The sequence below is a fragment of the Mesorhizobium sp. M0618 genome (assembly GCF_040320765.1).
GTDB lineage: Bacteria > Pseudomonadota > Alphaproteobacteria > Rhizobiales > Rhizobiaceae > Mesorhizobium.
Map to the genome: position 1 here is coordinate 66,786 of NZ_JAMYQH010000017.1, position 15,535 is coordinate 82,320.

Genomic DNA, 15,535 nt, shown 5'->3' on the forward strand with positions numbered 1-15,535 from the left:
TAAGCGTTGTCAGGTCAGGTAATTCAACAGGCTGAGCTGCTGCAGGCGTGCGGTCAACGCGAAAGACGTTTCGATGTGCTGTGTCAGGTCCGCGACCCGTGTCGCGGCTGCCGCCGGATCGACGGCTTCCAGATCGAGAATGTGCCGTTCGAAAAGGTCGACCTGCGTTTTCATCCGATCGTTGGCATCGGAAACCCGCTTCTGGACGATGCCGGTCTCGGATTGAAGCTGGCCAATGCCGCTCAGCGCTTCGCCAACCAATGTGGTCGAGCGGCTGACAACCGTATTCTTCGCCGCCTGGCTGATGTTGCTGGACATCAGGCTGCTGACCATGGCTGCCGCCATGGCGAGTTTCTGAATGCCATCGCTGTTGGCGCTGGTCGAAGTCGGTGTGGTTTCGTTGAGTGCGATGCGGCTGACGATCTGCTGGTCGGTGGCGTTCGACCAGTTGCCTTGCCAACCCGCGCCCGTGAACTGCGGCACGACATCATTGGTGATGAAATCGTCCATCTGGGCAGCCGTGATGTTGGCCGCTGCCGGGTCGTCCTGGGTGAAACCGAAATTGGTGAGGAAAGCGGTATCGAATGCAGCCTTGGCAGGAGAGCCGGCAGCGGTGAAATCGTTGATCGGCTTGACGTCTGTGTTGGTGCCGGCAAACAGATATTCACCATTAACGCTGGTGTTGAGGATCGAGGTCAGCTGCTGGATGGTCGCCTTGCCGGAGTCCCGGGTGAGGCTGTTGGACGAGTCGCTCGAGGAAGCGGTGGTCAGGGCGGACAGGAAGGTCTGCGCGGCGGTGGAGAGCTGACCAAGCGAGGTCTGCGTCGAGGAAAGCCGGGCGCCGACCAGGCCGTTGGAATCGATGATGACGTTGAGCCGGTCAAGATCGCGCTGGAAGGTGACGGCCTGGGTGGTGCGCCCACCGAGAGCCAGGCCGACGTCAGCGACCCGGCCCGTCGAGGATTCTTTGGTGGCTTTGACGAGTTCGGCCTGCATGCGCATCTGCTGGGAGCGCATGGCATTGGAGATTGCGGCCGAGGAGACTGAAGTCATGGAATTATCCCACCGCGTTGAGCAAGGCCGTCAACATGTCGTCGACGGTTTTCATCATCCGGGCTGATGCCTGGTAGGTGTGTTCGAGGTCGAGCAGCAGCGACATTTCCTGGTCGACATTGACCCCGGTCGCGTTGGACAGCGCCTCGGCGCTGCGCGATGCCAGTGCTTCCTTGGCGTCGGAGGCGGTCGAAGCCTGCTGGCGCACGCTCTCGAACCAACCGATCGAACTGGCGGCGTAGTCGGATACGCTGGAGGTTGCCGAAACGCCGGCGGCGGGGTCGAAAGTCATCGGCTGGTCGAGCCGGTCGCCATAGGCAACCAGAAGGGTGGAATAGGACGCGCCGCCGCCCGTGTTGGCGACATAGGCAGCACCATTGGCGCCGCCGTCGCGCAGCAGCGTCGGGTTGCCGCCGGTGCTCGGGTCCATCGCTGCATTGACGCTGATGGACGCGGCAAGGCCGGTGACCAGCGTGCCGGCGGCCGGCACGGCCGGCGCCCCCGACCAGGTGAACAGGCCGGCGGCATTGGCCATCGAGGGTGCGGTCTCGGCAAAAGCGGTGATCAGGCCACGCGCGGTCTCATCGAGCTGGCTCTGCATGGTCGAGGCGACGCCGTCGCGCAATTGCAGCAGGCCGGCAAGCGTGCCGCTGGCGCTGGTGTTGCCGCCGGCTCCCGCCGAGATCGGCACGTTGTCGATGTAAACGGCATTGCCGGCGGCACCCGCGGTATAGCCTGCCGACGCCGCGAAGGTGACCGTGCGCGGTATCGTCTCGAACAAAGTCGTGCCGTCACCGGTGGTGATGACCATGTCATTGTCGCCTCGCGTGAAGGTCGACACCGGGACATAGTTCGAAATCTTCTTCAAAAGCGCGTCGCGCTGGTCGAGCGCATCGGAAACGTCGGTGCCGGAACGGGTTCCGGACATGACCGCCGTGTTGGCATCCTGGAACTGGCTGAGCAGCGAGTTCAGGTCATCGACGGCGGTGGCGATCTGGCCGTCGGTCTGGGTGCGGAAATCCTGGACTGCCTTGGAGCCCTCATTGAGCGAGCGCACGACCTGCTTGGCGGCGTCGATGACCGAGGCGCCGAGGTTCTGGTTCGACGGCGAGGTGGCGTAGAGCTGCAGCGCCTGCTGCAGGTTGGCGATCGCGGTCGAGGGCGAGGACGCATTGTCGACGCCATTGACCGCAACGCCCAGCTGATCCATGCCGCTGTAGAGCGCGTTCTGCCCGCTCCAGGCCGACAGCGCGCCGAGATTCTGGCGAAACAAAAGCTCGTTGGCTGCGCGCTGGATATCGACCGAACGCGCGCCCGGCGCCGTGCTGGTGACGACGGCCTGACGCCGTGAATAGTCCGGGTTGGAGGCGTCGGCCACGTTGCGCGAGACAACGCTGGTCTGTCGCGCGGTGTTCATAAGCGCCGACTGGGCGATACTCAATGCGGTAGACAGTGACATGCGGGTCTTTCGCGGGCGACGCCCGTCTTATCTCTTCAGGTTGACAAGGACGTCCATCAGATCGGAACCGGTCTGGAAGACTTTCGAATTGGCGGTGTAGCTGCGCTGCGCCGCGATCATGTTGGTCAGTTCTTCGGCGATGTCGACGTTGGAATTCTCGAGCGCGCCGGAGATGATGGAGCCGAGCTTGCCTTCATTGGCAAAGCCGACACGAACCGCGCCGGACTCGGTACCCTGCGAATAGACGTTGCCAGGCAGCGCGGTGAGCTGATCCGGGCTCTGTACGTCAGCCAGCGGGATCTTGTAGAGCGGCTTGGTGGAGCCGTCCTTGTACTGCGCGTAGATGGTGCCGTCCTTGCTGATCTGGACCTTGTCGATAGTGCTCGGCGCGTTGCCGTTGACCTGGGCGTCGGAAACCGTGAAGCCGGCGCCAAGCTGGGTCAGCGCAGACAGATCGAGCGAAAAGGCGGCGCCGTTGGGCACGGTGAGGGAGACGCTGTCGACGGCGCCGGTGAGCTTGCCAGTGGTGGCGTCGAACGTCAGGTTGGCCGAGCCCAGCGCGCCACCGGTATAGGGGAATGCTGTCCCGGCCGTGGCCTGAGACTGATCGAAGACCGAGACCTGCCAGGTGCCGGCGCCGGTGTTGGTGAAATAGACGTCGAGCAGCTTCTTGTTGCCGAGATTGTCGTAGGCAACCATGGAGGATTTTGAGGTGTACTGCGCGCCGACAGCATTGGTGGTGGGCAGATTGCCGGCGGCGATCGGGGTCGCGCCGGCCGGCAGGTTGCCGGCATAGCTGCCCTCAGTGCTCGGTGTTGCAGTCATTCCCTGGTCTGAGATGACAACCGGGACCAACCCCTCGAAGCCATTGACCGTCGCTGCCGGTACGCCGTTGTCGTAGCTGTACGCCATCAACTGGAAGCCGGCCGAGTTGACCAGTCTGCCTTGACCGTCGGGAACGAAAGCGCCGGCCCGGGTCAGGTAGGGGGTGCCGCTCGGATCCTGAACGACAAAGAAGCCATCGCCGCTGACGGCAAGGTCGGAAACCGAGGTCGTGTATTGAAGCACACCCGGATCGCTGACCGCCTGGCGGATCGTCGTGGTGACGCCGCCGGAATTGTAGGCACCGCCGGTCGACGGCATGACCAGCGTCGAGAATTCGGCGGAGGAGCGCTTGTAGCCGGTGGTGTCGGAATTGGCGATGTTGTCGGCGACCGTCGATAGGCGGTTTGCCTGGGCGTTCATGCCGGAGACGCCGGTCCGCATCATTCCGTAGAGGCTCATCGAAACGTCTCCGCTGTGTCCATGCTGCTGGCTACGAGGCTACGCATGTTTTCTTGCGCGAGGCTGGCGCGGCGCTGCATCAGAAGACGAGCCGGTAGCCGAGGAAACGCTTGGAATCGATCGGGTCGGTGCCCAGCTTCTCGCGCAGCTTCTTGCGCAGTTTGCTGATGTGGCTTTCCACCACGTTCTCCTCGACCTCTTCGTCGAAGATGCCGTAGATGGCATTGAAAACCTGGGTCTTGGTGACACGGCGCCCCCGATTGCTCGCCAGATATTCGAGGATGCGGCGCTCGCGGCGCGGCAGGGGGAGGGGCTGACCGTCGATCTCGGGGTCGCGGCCGTCCATGAAGATGCGCATGGCGCCGATCTCGGTGTAGGCGACGTCTTCCTGGGCGCGGCGGCGGATGGCGGTGATGCGGGCCAGAATCTCGCGGATATGGACGGGCTTGCGAATGACGTCGTCGACGCCGCTCTCGAACAACCGCAGCGTGTTCTCCAGCGAATGCTGTTCGCTGAGCGCAATGACCGGAGCGCCGGTGCGGTCGCGGATCTGGCGGGGAGAGATGGAACCTTCGCGGCAGTCGCCGATGAGGAAGGCCCGGACCGAGCGCAGATCGGTGTCCGCGGCCGAGTTCACCCACTCACCGAATTCGCCGGACGCAAAGCCTGCACAGGCGATGCCCTCACGATCGAAAAGTGAATTGTATCCCTCTGTTACGAGCTCGCGCTCGTCAACGATCACAATCATCGGCCCCGCCTTCCGAATCAAATCATTTGCCCCGTGAAGAGAGGCGTATCCGCTGGCGGGAATCCTGAACAACCGTCATTTCTTGTAGCTAGTTTCTTGGGAGTCTGGAATCGTACCGGTTGCATTAGCGGGCGGCCAGATGTGCTTTCGGCGGCAAGGTATGATCAAGTCTAACCAACAATTCGGGTTGTACGGTTGGTCTATTAGTAACGGGAAATGCGCTTACGGGTTGCAGAAGCCGCGGGCGTTCGCGGTCCATTTTCCAAAGCCGGTGGCGACCATGTTGGCAATGACGCGGCAGACATAGATCTTCTGCGCCGGGTCGTTGTCGGGACCGGCATGATAGCGGGCAACGGCCATCGACCAGGTCTCGTGACGGGCATGAAGGCTGGCCAGGAAGCGCGCCGCATAGTCGACGTTCTGGCGTGGGTCGAGCATGTCCTCGACGCTGCGAAAATGCGATGCGTGATAGTGGTGATTGATCTGCATGCAGCCCAGATCGATCAGGGTCTTGCCCTCGCGCCGGGCATTGGCGAAGGCGGCAAGGGCCTCGGTCCGGCTCCTCGGAAAGACTGCTTTTCCTTCTATATTCAAGGCATTGGGTTGAAGGCTGCCCTTGTTTCCGGTCTCCGTCAGGCCAACGGCATAGAGGATGCCGGCGGGCACGCCATAACGATCGGCGGCGCGCAGGATCTCCGGCTCGCAGGGGTTGGCCGCGGCTGCGGCGGCGTTTGCCGCGCTAGATAAAGATATCGCCGCCAGCGCGCTCGCGAGCAGGCGAAGTGCCGCGGCCGTAGTCCTGCGCGTCATCGTTGCGTTTCCCTGAGGATTGCTGGCCCGGTTGCTGGCCGCCGGCTCCACCATTGCCGCTGCCCGAATTCCCCGGTTGAAAGGATGCTGGATCGCGGCCTGTCGCCGCCGCCATAGGAGCGGTTGCATCCGTCCGGGTTGTAGCGGGAGCTGCTACCGAAGGTTGCAGTATCGTGACCTTGTCAACCTCAAAGCCGAGCCCCCGCAGTGACTTGACGATGGCCTCGCTGTCGGCCGACAGCCGACGATAAGCGTCATGCGTTTCAGGCTTCAGCTCAATCGAAAGTTGTTCCCCGGAGAGGCGAAGATTGGCCGTCACCATGCCGAGTTCGGCGGGGTGGAGTTCGATCTTCAACACATGTGTCGGAACGGCAACAGAGCTGGCCAGATGGGTGGTCGTGGGTGAGGCTGAAAGCGCCTTTTGCGGCCCGGCGTCGGCGGCTATGGCGTTGATCACATTGAGGGCTGCCTGGCTGATGGGACTTTGCGGCGGTGCGGGGAAACTCCGTTCCGACACCACGTCGATGCGCGCAGTGGACAGGGACTGTTTTCCCGCTTCTGGACGCATCGAGGACTGGACATCCTCGATGCTCTTCATCGCATTCGCGGTGTGCTTCGACCGCACGCCGGGCACATCGGCGGCCGGTGCGTCCGACAGCTTCTGGGCCGCCGCTGCGGCGTCGCGTTTTGGCGCGCTGGAGGCAGCGCTCGGCGACTGACCGTCAAACGCCGTCAAAGGTCCGTCGACGATTGACGCCTGCTCCGGCTTCGACATGGTTTCGAGTGCTTCGCGTCCGCCCGCGGCTTTTGGCCGGTAGGTCTTTGGCAGTGAAGCCTGCCCATCGAGCGCCGGGTCCGACGGATTCTCGCCGGTGGCCGTATTGCCCCCGGCTGCCTTGGCCGTTGTCGCGAAATGCCGCAGGTCATGAAACGCGATCAGCAGCGGCAGGTCGTCCTGAAGCGGCCCGGCATCCGGCGCCGTATCTTCAGCGTCGGCCTTCGCGTTTTCTTCCAAATCGTCCTTGCCGGTTTTCACGTTTGCCACTTTGGCCGAGATGGTCCTTCCGGGCTCGGCCGATGCTGGTTCGGCCCTGGCGTCATGCCCGGCAAGGCCGGCAGCGAGCTTGCTCCAGCGCTGGTCGCGCGATCCCGCCTCTGTCGAAGGCTGCCGTTCCGGGCGGGCAGCACCGGCATCGTCGCGCAGCATCTCGCCGAAGCCGGCGTCATCGTTCCTGCCGTTCGCGGCCGGCTGCTCCGACGTCGCGCGCGTGGAGGCAAATCCTGGCAAGGCCGAGCCGAGGCTGGTGGTCATTTTGGGGCGGCTCCAAGCATCTGGTCGATCAGGTCGAGCTGTCGACGTGTTCTGGTCATGGCGGCGTCGGTCGGATCGGCGGGCTCTGGACCGGCTGCGGGTGACGGTGCCGACGCTGGCATGACAGTCGCAGGGTCGGCGGATGCCGCTGCTGCCATGTCCGGCGCATTGGCGGCTGGTCCGCCGGAGGCCGCGGTGACGGCGGGTTGCTCCGAGATGGCGCCTTCGACCGGCGGCAGGCCACTGTCATCGGCGCCTTGCGCCGTGGCGATCTCGGGCACCGGCTGCGCCGCGGCGGCAGGAACTGGGGCAGGCTTTTCCGCCGGAAGGGCGGTGGGCGGCGCGACGACCTCGCCGGCAATGGCCTGCGCGGCGTCGAGCAAAGCGCGGTCGCCCTCCGACAGCCGGCTGCGGTCGATCTTGCCGAGCTTGGCGCGAACGTCCTCGATTGTACCCGAGGTGACGGTGGAAAGGCTGGCATAGAGCAGGGCGCGTGGATCGTCCTGATTGGTGTTGCCGTCGCGGCCCTGTTCCGCCCGCGCCGAAGCGAAGGCCGACAAGTCGTTCAGGCCGTCTATCGCGGCCCGGCGGGCGATGCGCAGATAGATCACCTTCTCGCGCTCGGGATCCATCATCGAGGTGATGTCGCCCAGCTTGTCCTGGCTGATCGACATGTGCAGCGCGATGACGCCGGAGACGAAGGAGTCGGCGAACTGGCTGGCATAGGGCGAATAGAGATAGCGCTCGACATATTGGGTGGAAGCAAGGGCGAAGCGTGCCGCGTCGCCTTGCGCGACTGCAAGGCCAACCGAACGGCGAAGTGCCGCTTCCTCGACCAGCGTGCCGGGGCTGAGCAATCTTGCCTCGTCGAGCAGACGGAGTGCGGTCGCCGGTTGATCGCCGGCAAGCAGTGAGCCTTTGACCAGGGCGAGGAAGGCGCCGAGATCCGGAGGCAGCGCCATGGGATCGATCGGCCTCAAGGCTTCGATAGCCTCGCCGGGCCGGCCGTTGAGGTAATCAATCACGCCTTTGGCGATGGCAAGGCTTTGCGGGTCCGTCGTAGCGCGCGACGTGGCCGCTTCGACGGTCACCGGGTTGCCGCCGCTCATGCCATAGACAAGCAGAGCTCGAAAGTTCTTGGGATCCTTGTAGTCCTCGGCATTCGCCGCCCGCAGGCGCGCATCTGCCATCTCCAGCAGCTTGGCTTGCATCGGCAGGGCGGCATGATCGCCGGCGGCTATGCGGTCCTGGATGAGTTGCAGCGAGCGCACCAACTGATACGGCTGCAGCGTATCCTGGGCGAAACCGGTCGACGGGTGTCCGCCGGCCAGCAGCAACAGGCCAATCAACCGGCGGGTGACGGCCGCTCGCTTCATCCGCCGGTCGCCATCAGGATCTCGATGCGGCGGTTCGCGGCCGCCAATGGATCGGCTGCTATTTTCGGCTGGCGGTCGGCGAAGCCGGCGACCTCGGTGATGCGGCGTTCGTCGACGCCGCCGCGCACGAGCATGTAGTAGGCGGAATGCGCGCGCGCCGTCGACAGGCGCCAATTGTCGTAGCTGTCGCCGCGGAACGGCCGGGCGTCGGTGTGGCCGTTGATGCTGATGGTGCCCTTCTGGCTGTTGACGATGCGGCCGATCTTCTCCATCGCCAGCACCAGTTCGCGTCTCGGCAATGCCGAGCCGACCTCGAACATGCCGAAGTCGAGCTGGTCGGTGATCGAGATGACGACCCCCTTGTCGGTGGCTTCGACCGAGACGCCGTCGTGCAGCTTGTCGCCGGGCTTGAAGGCATCGGCCAGTTGCCGCTTGACGTCGGCCGCTGCCTTGACGGCAGCCGCGGTTGGCGCCTTCTCGCCGACGTCAGGCTTGGTGGCGTTTTGCGTCGCGGCTTTCGCTCCGCCCGCGACCGTGGTGCCGTCCGGTTTGGTCTCGCCGGCCATTGCCGTGGCAGGGTTCGCGGCCTGCTTGCCGGTCGCGTCCTTAGCCAGCGGCTCGAGCGGTGCCGCGACAGGCGGCACGGCTTTGACTTTGAGCACTTGCGTTTCGGCGGTCTTGTCGCCGGGCTTGGCCGGATCGCCCTCGATCTTGGTGCGCTCGGCGCTGGCCTCGGCGCCGGGCGCCGCGACCTGCTGCGACCAGAAATCCGGCTCGAAGGGATCGCGGTAGGAGGCGCCACCGGAGGCGCCGGTAGCCGGTCCGGCAGCCTGCACGCCGCCGTCGCCTTTCTGGCTGACATTCTGCATGACGCCGGTATCCGCGGCGATTTCCGAAAGCACCGCGTAGGGGTCGGCGAAGAGATGATCGTCGGTGCGTTCCGCCTGCTGCGGCTCCTGCTTGTCCTGCTTGCGGTCCGACGCGCCCGCGCCGGCATTGCCGTTCTGTCCGGCTTTGCTGGTCGCCTCTTGCGGATCGTCGGCCGTCAGCCCCATGGCGCGCGGGCCGTCGCCGAGATCCTCCAGGCCCTTGCGGCTCGAATTGCGGTCGACCAGCTTGACCGGGTTGAAGTAGCTGGCGACGGCTGCCTTGGTCTGCTCGTTGGCGGCGTTGATCAGCCACATGACCAGGAAGAAGCACATCATGGCCGTCATGAAGTCGGCGAAGGCGATCTTCCAGACGCCGCCATGGTGGGCTTCGTCATGGTCGTCATGACTGCGCCGCACGATGATGATCTCGTGGCGGCCGTGATCGGCGTCGGCGACGCTCATGCCAGGACCTCCGAGAGGGTCGTCGACCATTCGGCCATGCGCGTCTCGAACACCGCCTCGTCGATGGCGACGGTCAGGTCGAAGCCTGGCGCCTCGACAAAATCGAGATTGGCGGCGCGGGGTCCGAGCGACGCCTTCAGTGTTTCGAACATCGAGAGCGGGCCGCGCACGACGATGCGCACCGCTTCGGCATCGCCAACCGCTTCGCGAACGGCGCCGGCCAACGCATCGATCGAACGTTTCTGCAGATCGTCGCTGACGATGCCGCCGATGATGCGGGCGACCGTGGCGGCGACAAGTCCGGTCACGCGCGCCTCCATCGCATCGATGCGCAACGAGACAGCCTTGCCGACATCGTCGCCGAGGCTTTCGAGAAATATCCTTGCTTCCTCGGCACTGGCCTGGCGTTCGGCTTCGAGCGCGGCGTCATGCGCAGCCGACAGGCGGACCTCCAGCGCTGCCTCCGCCTGGGCAACCGCCTCGGCGATCAGCGTGCCGATATCGGCTTGTGGCGCCGGCGTCTCGGGCTTGTGGTCGGGATCGACTGCTGCCCGGGGCTGGCCGGCGCGTTGCGCGCGCGTCCCGAAATCGGGCAGAAGGTCGAAGAGGGCTACGGAGGGCATGGTTTACACCGCCACTTCCTGGGCAGCCCATTTGCGCAGGATCTGCGCGGTGCGCTCCTCGTTGAGATCGACCATCCTGGCAAGCCTGTCCTGCGGCGCCGGCCGGATCTTCTGGCGAAGATCGTCGAGCGGCGTGGGGCCTGGGCGTGTGCCTGGCAAGGTCCCGATCGCGGCACTGTCGGTGGCCGCCATTGCCTCCGGCGTCGGCAGCGAGCGCTGGACGTCGTCGAAGCTGGGACCTGCCAGGGCCGGAGTAGCCTTTGCCGTCAGCGCCGCGGCCATCGGCCTCAGGCCGAAGAAGGCGACCAGGAACACCACGACGATGAAGGCACCGGCATTGATCATCGTGCCGGCATGCTGGCCGATAGAATCGAGCATTCCCGCCTGCGGGATCGCCTCGCCATCCAGGCCATCGATGAACTCGACCGCCGAGACGTCGATGATGTCGCCGCGCTTTTCGTCCAGGCCGGTGGCGGACGTGACCATCTTCTGGATCTCGGCGACGCGCTTGGCGATCTGCTCCGGCGTGGCGTCCTTGCCGAGGATGGCCGTCAGCCGCTGCTGATTGACGACCACGGCGATCGACATCTTGGTGACGGTGTAACCGTTGGAGACCGTGGCGATCTTCTTGGAATTGATCTCGTAGTTGGTGATCTCTTCCCTGCGGTCGTTTTGCGAGGAGGATTGCGGGCCATCGGTGGCGGTTGCCTGGGTCTCGGGCAGGTTCTGCTCGACGCTGGCCGGAGTGGAAGCCTGCTTCTGGTTGTTGTTCTCGTTGGCCCGCACCGACTGCACCGAGCGTTCGACGCGGGAATTCGGATCGAAGATGGTCTCTTCCGTCTGGCGGGTGTCGGTGTTGACCTCGGCCTTGACGCTGGCGCGGAAATTGTCGGGGCCGAGATAGGCCGTCAGCGCACGGCGGATGTTGTCTCCGATCTGCGCCTCGACGGTCTGCTCGACGCCGAGCGTGCGGGCGGCGCTGGTGTTGGAAGGGTCGTCGCCCGCAGCCAGCAGATTGCCGCTGGAATCGAGAACAGTCACCTTGTCTGCCGACAGGCCGGGAACGGCGGCGGCGACGAGATGGCGGATCGACATGGCGCTCTTCTCGGCGTCGATGCCGGCGTAGCGGATGACCACGGAAGCGGAGGGCTGCTGCTCGTCGCGGCGAAAATTGGCGCGTTCGGACATGACGATGTGGACCCGCGCAGCCTTGATGCCCGATATCGACTGGATGGTGCGGGCGATCTCGCCTTCCAGCGCGCGCACGCGGGTGATCTGCTGCATGAAGGAGGTGAGGCCGAGCGAGCCGACATTGTCGAACAGTTCGTAGCCGGCATTGGCGCTGGTCGGCAGGCCCTTTTCGGCGAGCAGCATGCGGGCCTGAGCGGTGGTGCCGGCCGGCACCAGAACCGAGGTTCCATCGGCGCCGACATCGAAGCCGATACCGGCTTCGCCCAGCACCAGGCCGATCTGGTTCACGTCGGCACGGTCTAGTCCCACATAGAGCGTGTCGTAGGCGGGGCGGTTGAGATAGACCGAGGCGATGCCGATGACGCCCATCACCAGAACGGCGATGCCCGCCAGCATGGCGAGGCGCTTCACGCCAAACCCGCGGAGATTCGAGATGATGCTCTGGATCTGTTCCGGCACGGTTCAACGACTCCCAGCATGATTGTCCGCTGGAACTCTAGTCTTCGAAGCTTGTGCGAAAATGAAATCGGGCCGCGCTTGCGGCGCGGCCCGATTATCTGATGGGAAGGTGGGCGCCGGTGGCGCCCGTGATCAGCTCTTGAACAGAGACAGGATCGACTGCGAGGCGGCGTTGGCGATCGACAACGCCTGGATGCCGAGCTGCTGCTGCACCTGCAGGGCCTGGAGACGGGTCGATTCCTTGTTCATGTCGGCATCGACGAGCTGGCCGACGCCGCGGTCGATGGAGTCCATCAAGCTCTGGGTGAAGGTCTTCTGCAGGTCGATGCTGCTCTTGGCCGAGCCGAGGATGGTGGCGGAGTCGGTCAGCTGGGCCATGACCTTGTCCATCCTGGTTACCATCTGCGTGATGATGTCGTCGGTTACCCCTGGGGCCGTGATGTCGAGGTTGTAGGCGGAAATATTGTCGACCTTGGCGACCGCTCCCGCCGCCGTCTGGCCGGCTGTGTTCGCGGCGATATCCGTTCCTCCGCCCGCGATCACGCCCGCATAGGCGTTGTCGTACAGGGTCTGGGCGGCGCCCGTGGAATAGATGGAGGTTTTGCGATCGAGGGTTCCGGAATTCTTCACCTCGGCGGCGAGGCCGTAGTCGAAAAGCTTGGTGCCCTCAACATCGATGTTGATCGTTCCGATCGACACTGCGCCGGATGAGGAGCGATTGAATGAGGACACGATCTGCGAGTCGGGCTGAACGCCATCATTGGGGGCGGCAGTCTGCTTGGAGGTCACCGCCAGGAAATTCGAGCCGGAGAAGGTCGCCGCATCGGCAAACGACTTCATCTGCGTCTGAAGCGCCTTGATCTCGGTCTGGGTTTTTGCCTTGGCGGCATCCGTCTGACCGACCATGGACAGCACCTTGGTCTTGATCTGCCCGATCGTTGTCAGCACATTGTTCATGCCGGTGTAAGCGGCGTCGACCTTCGAGGCGCCGAGGCCGAGTGCATCCTGCACGGTCGACAGGGCCGCGTTGTCGGAGCGCATCGTGGTGGCGATCGACCAGTAGGCGGCGTTGTCCGAGGCCTGCGAGACCCGGTAACCGGTCGATATGCGGGCCTGCGTCTGTTCAAGCGACTTGTTGGTGGCGCTGAGGCTTTGAAGTGCGGTTAACGCCGAAGCGTTGGTCATGATGCTCGCCAAGAAAGTCGCTCCTTCTCAAAAGCCGACATGCTCAGACATGCCGGATGGGCCTGTTCAACGGGTGGCATCGTGCCGGTCGGACCGATACGCCAACTGTCGTAAGCTATTGGTTAACCATAACTAGCGCGGCATGGTTAACAGCCTGTTAAAAGCTGGCTTTTGAGAGTTAAGCATCGAGGGTTGCGTGGGGCTGGAGCAAAACGCAAATCGGGCCGCGCTTTTGGCGCGGCCCGATTTTTAGTGCGAACTGCGGTTGAGCGAAGGCGATTAGCCGCGGAAGAGCGACAGGATCGACTGCGACGAACCGTTGGCGATCGACAGCGCCTGGATGCCGAGCTGCTGCTGGACCTGCAGGGCCTGCAGACGGGTCGATTCCTTGTTCATGTCCGCATCGACCAGCTGGCCGACACCGCGATCGATGGAGTCCATCAGGTTCGAGGTGAAGGTCTTCTGCAGGTCGATACTGCTCTTGGCGGCGCCGAGCGTGGTGGCGGCGTTGGTCATGGCCTTGAGCGCGGCGTCGACGACGTTCATCTGCTGCGCGATCTGGCTATCGCTGGCAGCCGTGCCACCCGAAAAGATAGTGAGCGAGGCAACCGAATAGGTGTCGGTTGCCGCTGCTGCAGCACCCAGGGTGGGGTTCGAGGCCGTGGCAACAGCAGCGCCCGTGGTGCCGAGGCGAGCCGTGTCGAGAATACCCTTGGCGGTTGGTGCCGCGCCGGCATCGTACAGCTTGATGCTTTCCACATTGACATCGATCGTCGAGATCGAAGCCGCGCCGGTCGCGTCGCGGTTGAAGGCCGAAACAATCTTCACGTCGGCCGCGGTGCCTGTCGCAGTGGACACCGAAAGCATGTTGGTGCCGGAGAAGGTGGCGCCATCGGCGTAGGCCTTCAACTGGTTCTGAAGGGCGGCGATTTCGACCTGGGTCTTTTCCTTGGAGGCGTCCGTCTGGCCGTAGGACGCGACCAGCTTGGTCTTGATCTGGTTGATGGTATCGATCGCGCTACTCATGCCGGTATAGGCTGTGTCGACCTTGGAGGCGCCGAGGCCGAGAGCGTCCGAAACGGTGGACATTGCCTGGTTGTCGGAACGCATTGTGGTGGCGATCGACCAATAGGCGGCGTTGTCCGAAGCCTGCGAGACCTTGTAGCCGGTCGAAATGCGGGCCTGGGTGTCGGTGAGGGATTTGTTGGTGGCGTTGAGGCTCTGCAGAGCCGTCAATGCGGCGCTGTTCGTCATGATGCTGGACATGGTACTCGTACCTTGATTTTACAGGTATTTTTTACATACCGGCTCTACCGGTATGACGGTGCGGCATCATGCCCATGATCTCTCAAATCGATCACCCGCCATCTGCGAGCGAATATGCGGGCAAGTCCCTACCAAAGGGCTAAACCGGACGGTTAATCGAAAATATATTGCTGGGATTTCGAGCCGGCGCGGCAGGGTCAGTTGAAGGAGCGCACCAGGCTGCCGACAAGCAGGTTCCAGCCGTCGATCAGGACGAAGAACAGGATCTTGAACGGCAGCGACACCACTGTCGGCGGCAGCATCATCATGCCCATCGCCATGGTGATGGTGGCGACGATCAGGTCGATGACCAGGAATGGCAGCACGATCAGGAAGCCGATCTCGAATCCGCGCCGGATCTCCGAGATCATGAAGGCTGGCACCAGGATGCGCAGGTCGACGGTGTCACGCGAAACGGTCTGGCCGCGCTCGCGGGCGAGGTCGGCGAAGAGGTCGAAATCCTTGTCACGCACATTGTGCAGCATGAAGGTGCGGAACGGGTCCGAAATCTTGTCGAAGGCTTCGGTCTGTGTGATCTGGTTGTCCATCAGCGGCTTGACGCCGGTGTTCCAAGCCTGATCGAAGGTCGGCGCCATGACATAGAAGGTCATGAACAGCGACAGCGAAATCAGGATGAGGTTTGCCGGTGTCGACTGCAGGCCGATGCCGGCGCGCAGGATCGAGAAGGCGATGACGAAACGGGTGAAGCTGGTCACCATGATCAGCAGGCCTGGCGCCACCGACAGAACGGTCAGCAGGCCGAACATCTGGATGATGTAGCCGACGGTGGTGCCGTCAGCCTTGCCGATGCCGCCGAGATCGAGTTGCTGGGCCGCCGCGATGGAGGTGGCGGCGGCGATCATGGCCGTGGCGAGAAGGAGTTTTCTCATTCGAGCAGCAATGTCCTGATGAGTACCTGTTTGGCGTGACCCTGGCTGCGGATCGCGGCGCGGTCTTCGAGGTCGGCCTTCAGGTGCTGGTAGCCGCTGGCGCCCTCGATCTGATGCATCTTCAACGTGCGCACCAGGGCCAGAAGGTCCTGGTGGATGTCATCCGACATTGCCTGTGGCTGCGGCGCGTCATAGACGATGGACACCTCCATCCTGATCCAGGTGCCGGCAGGCGAGGCGATGTTGGTGGTGATCGGCGCCAGCACGACCAGTGTAGGCCCCACGGCTGGCTGCTCGGCAGAAGCCGGCTGCTCCGTCTTGCCTTCATTCTCGGGCGCCGCCGGTACCGACGACGGTGCGTCGACACCCTTCAGATAGCCGCCGGACATCCAGCCCATGCCGATGGCGGCCGCCGTCACAACCAGCAGCATGCCGGCCTGAATGGCAAGGGAGGGACCCTTGCGCGGCTGGACCTGTTCGACATTTGCCACTGTGCTCTGTTCCCCAAC

At 63.9% G+C, this 15,535-nt stretch carries 14 protein-coding genes; all 14 read right to left on the reverse strand.

Annotated features, from left to right (window positions below):
- Window positions 1-9: 9 nt before the first annotated feature.
- A complete protein-coding gene (locus NKJ04_RS19020; RefSeq protein WP_023810017.1) occupies window positions 10-1,053 on the reverse strand; it encodes a flagellar hook-associated family protein in 1,044 nt (347 codons plus the stop codon).
- A gap of 4 nt (window positions 1,054-1,057) precedes the next feature.
- On the reverse strand, window positions 1,058-2,512 hold the full coding sequence (gene flgK / locus NKJ04_RS19025) for a flagellar hook-associated protein FlgK (protein ID WP_128303090.1): 1,455 nt from the start codon (window positions 2,510-2,512) through the stop codon (window positions 1,058-1,060).
- Window positions 2,513-2,539: 27 nt separating this feature from the next.
- Window positions 2,540-3,796, reverse strand: a complete 1,257-nt coding sequence (locus NKJ04_RS19030) for a flagellar hook protein FlgE (RefSeq protein ID WP_256745508.1) — start codon at window positions 3,794-3,796, stop codon at window positions 2,540-2,542.
- Window positions 3,797-3,875: 79 nt separating this feature from the next.
- A complete protein-coding gene (locus NKJ04_RS19035) occupies window positions 3,876-4,544 on the reverse strand; it encodes a response regulator transcription factor (protein WP_013529780.1) in 669 nt (222 codons plus the stop codon).
- Between the two features lie 222 nt (window positions 4,545-4,766).
- Window positions 4,767-5,354 (reverse strand): transglycosylase SLT domain-containing protein, encoded by a 588-nt coding sequence (locus tag NKJ04_RS19040; RefSeq protein ID WP_050592657.1) that lies wholly within the window; start codon window positions 5,352-5,354, stop codon window positions 4,767-4,769.
- Window positions 5,284-6,390 carry a flagellar hook-length control protein FliK gene (fliK, locus tag NKJ04_RS19045; protein WP_245486093.1) on the reverse strand — a complete coding sequence of 369 codons (1,107 nt, stop codon included), beginning with the start codon at window positions 6,388-6,390 and terminating at the stop codon, window positions 5,284-5,286. The genes NKJ04_RS19040 and fliK overlap by 71 nt, the downstream gene beginning before the upstream one ends.
- Window positions 6,391-6,662: 272 nt before the next feature.
- On the reverse strand, window positions 6,663-8,042 hold the full coding sequence (locus tag NKJ04_RS19050; protein WP_128303088.1) for a MotC family chemotaxis protein: 1,380 nt from the start codon (window positions 8,040-8,042) through the stop codon (window positions 6,663-6,665).
- Window positions 8,039-9,373 (reverse strand): MotB family protein, encoded by a 1,335-nt coding sequence (locus NKJ04_RS19055; protein ID WP_023810012.1) that lies wholly within the window; start codon window positions 9,371-9,373, stop codon window positions 8,039-8,041. The genes NKJ04_RS19050 and NKJ04_RS19055 overlap by 4 nt, the downstream gene beginning before the upstream one ends.
- Entirely contained in the window at window positions 9,370-9,996 is a 627-nt protein-coding gene (locus tag NKJ04_RS19060) for a hypothetical protein (protein WP_023810011.1), read from the reverse strand. Before NKJ04_RS19060 ends, NKJ04_RS19055 begins: the two co-directional genes overlap by 4 nt.
- Window positions 9,997-9,999: 3 nt before the next feature.
- Complete coding sequence (fliF, locus tag NKJ04_RS19065) at window positions 10,000-11,646, reverse strand: flagellar basal-body MS-ring/collar protein FliF (protein ID WP_023810010.1); 1,647 nt, start codon at window positions 11,644-11,646, stop codon at window positions 10,000-10,002.
- Window positions 11,647-11,778: 132 nt separating this feature from the next.
- On the reverse strand, window positions 11,779-12,843 hold the full coding sequence (locus tag NKJ04_RS19070; protein ID WP_127290416.1) for a flagellin N-terminal helical domain-containing protein: 1,065 nt from the start codon (window positions 12,841-12,843) through the stop codon (window positions 11,779-11,781).
- Window positions 12,844-13,110: 267 nt separating this feature from the next.
- Complete coding sequence (locus NKJ04_RS19075) at window positions 13,111-14,097, reverse strand: flagellin N-terminal helical domain-containing protein (RefSeq protein WP_128304916.1); 987 nt, start codon at window positions 14,095-14,097, stop codon at window positions 13,111-13,113.
- 197 nt (window positions 14,098-14,294) lie between these two features.
- Window positions 14,295-15,026 (reverse strand): flagellar type III secretion system pore protein FliP, encoded by a 732-nt coding sequence (gene fliP / locus NKJ04_RS19080; protein WP_128304917.1) that lies wholly within the window; start codon window positions 15,024-15,026, stop codon window positions 14,295-14,297.
- The gene (locus NKJ04_RS19085; protein WP_352441899.1) at window positions 15,023-15,517 is read right to left on the reverse strand and encodes a flagellar basal body-associated FliL family protein; all 495 of its coding nucleotides are present in this window, start codon (window positions 15,515-15,517) and stop codon (window positions 15,023-15,025) included. The genes fliP and NKJ04_RS19085 overlap by 4 nt, the downstream gene beginning before the upstream one ends.
- Between the last annotated feature and the right edge of the window lie 18 nt (window positions 15,518-15,535).

Bases quoted from the DNA above. Each gene is read 5' to 3' on its own strand.
- NKJ04_RS19050 (WP_128303088.1), bottom strand. From the start codon at position 8,042: ATGAAGCGAGCGGCCGTCACCCGCCGGTTGATTGGCCTGTTGCTGCTG.
- NKJ04_RS19075 (WP_128304916.1), bottom strand. From the start codon at position 14,097: ATGTCCAGCATCATGACGAACAGCGCCGCATTGACGGCTCTGCAGAGC.
- NKJ04_RS19040 (WP_050592657.1), bottom strand. From the start codon at position 5,354: ATGACGCGCAGGACTACGGCCGCGGCACTTCGCCTGCTCGCGAGCGCG.
- NKJ04_RS19020 (WP_023810017.1), bottom strand. From the start codon at position 1,053: ATGACTTCAGTCTCCTCGGCCGCAATCTCCAATGCCATGCGCTCCCAG.
- NKJ04_RS19055 (WP_023810012.1), bottom strand. From the start codon at position 9,373: ATGAGCGTCGCCGACGCCGATCACGGCCGCCACGAGATCATCATCGTG.
- NKJ04_RS19030 (WP_256745508.1), bottom strand. From the start codon at position 3,796: ATGAGCCTCTACGGAATGATGCGGACCGGCGTCTCCGGCATGAACGCC.
- fliP (WP_128304917.1), bottom strand. From the start codon at position 15,026: ATGAGAAAACTCCTTCTCGCCACGGCCATGATCGCCGCCGCCACCTCC.
- NKJ04_RS19035 (WP_013529780.1), bottom strand. From the start codon at position 4,544: ATGATTGTGATCGTTGACGAGCGCGAGCTCGTAACAGAGGGATACAAT.
- NKJ04_RS19060 (WP_023810011.1), bottom strand. From the start codon at position 9,996: ATGCCCTCCGTAGCCCTCTTCGACCTTCTGCCCGATTTCGGGACGCGC.
- flgK (WP_128303090.1), bottom strand. From the start codon at position 2,512: ATGTCACTGTCTACCGCATTGAGTATCGCCCAGTCGGCGCTTATGAAC.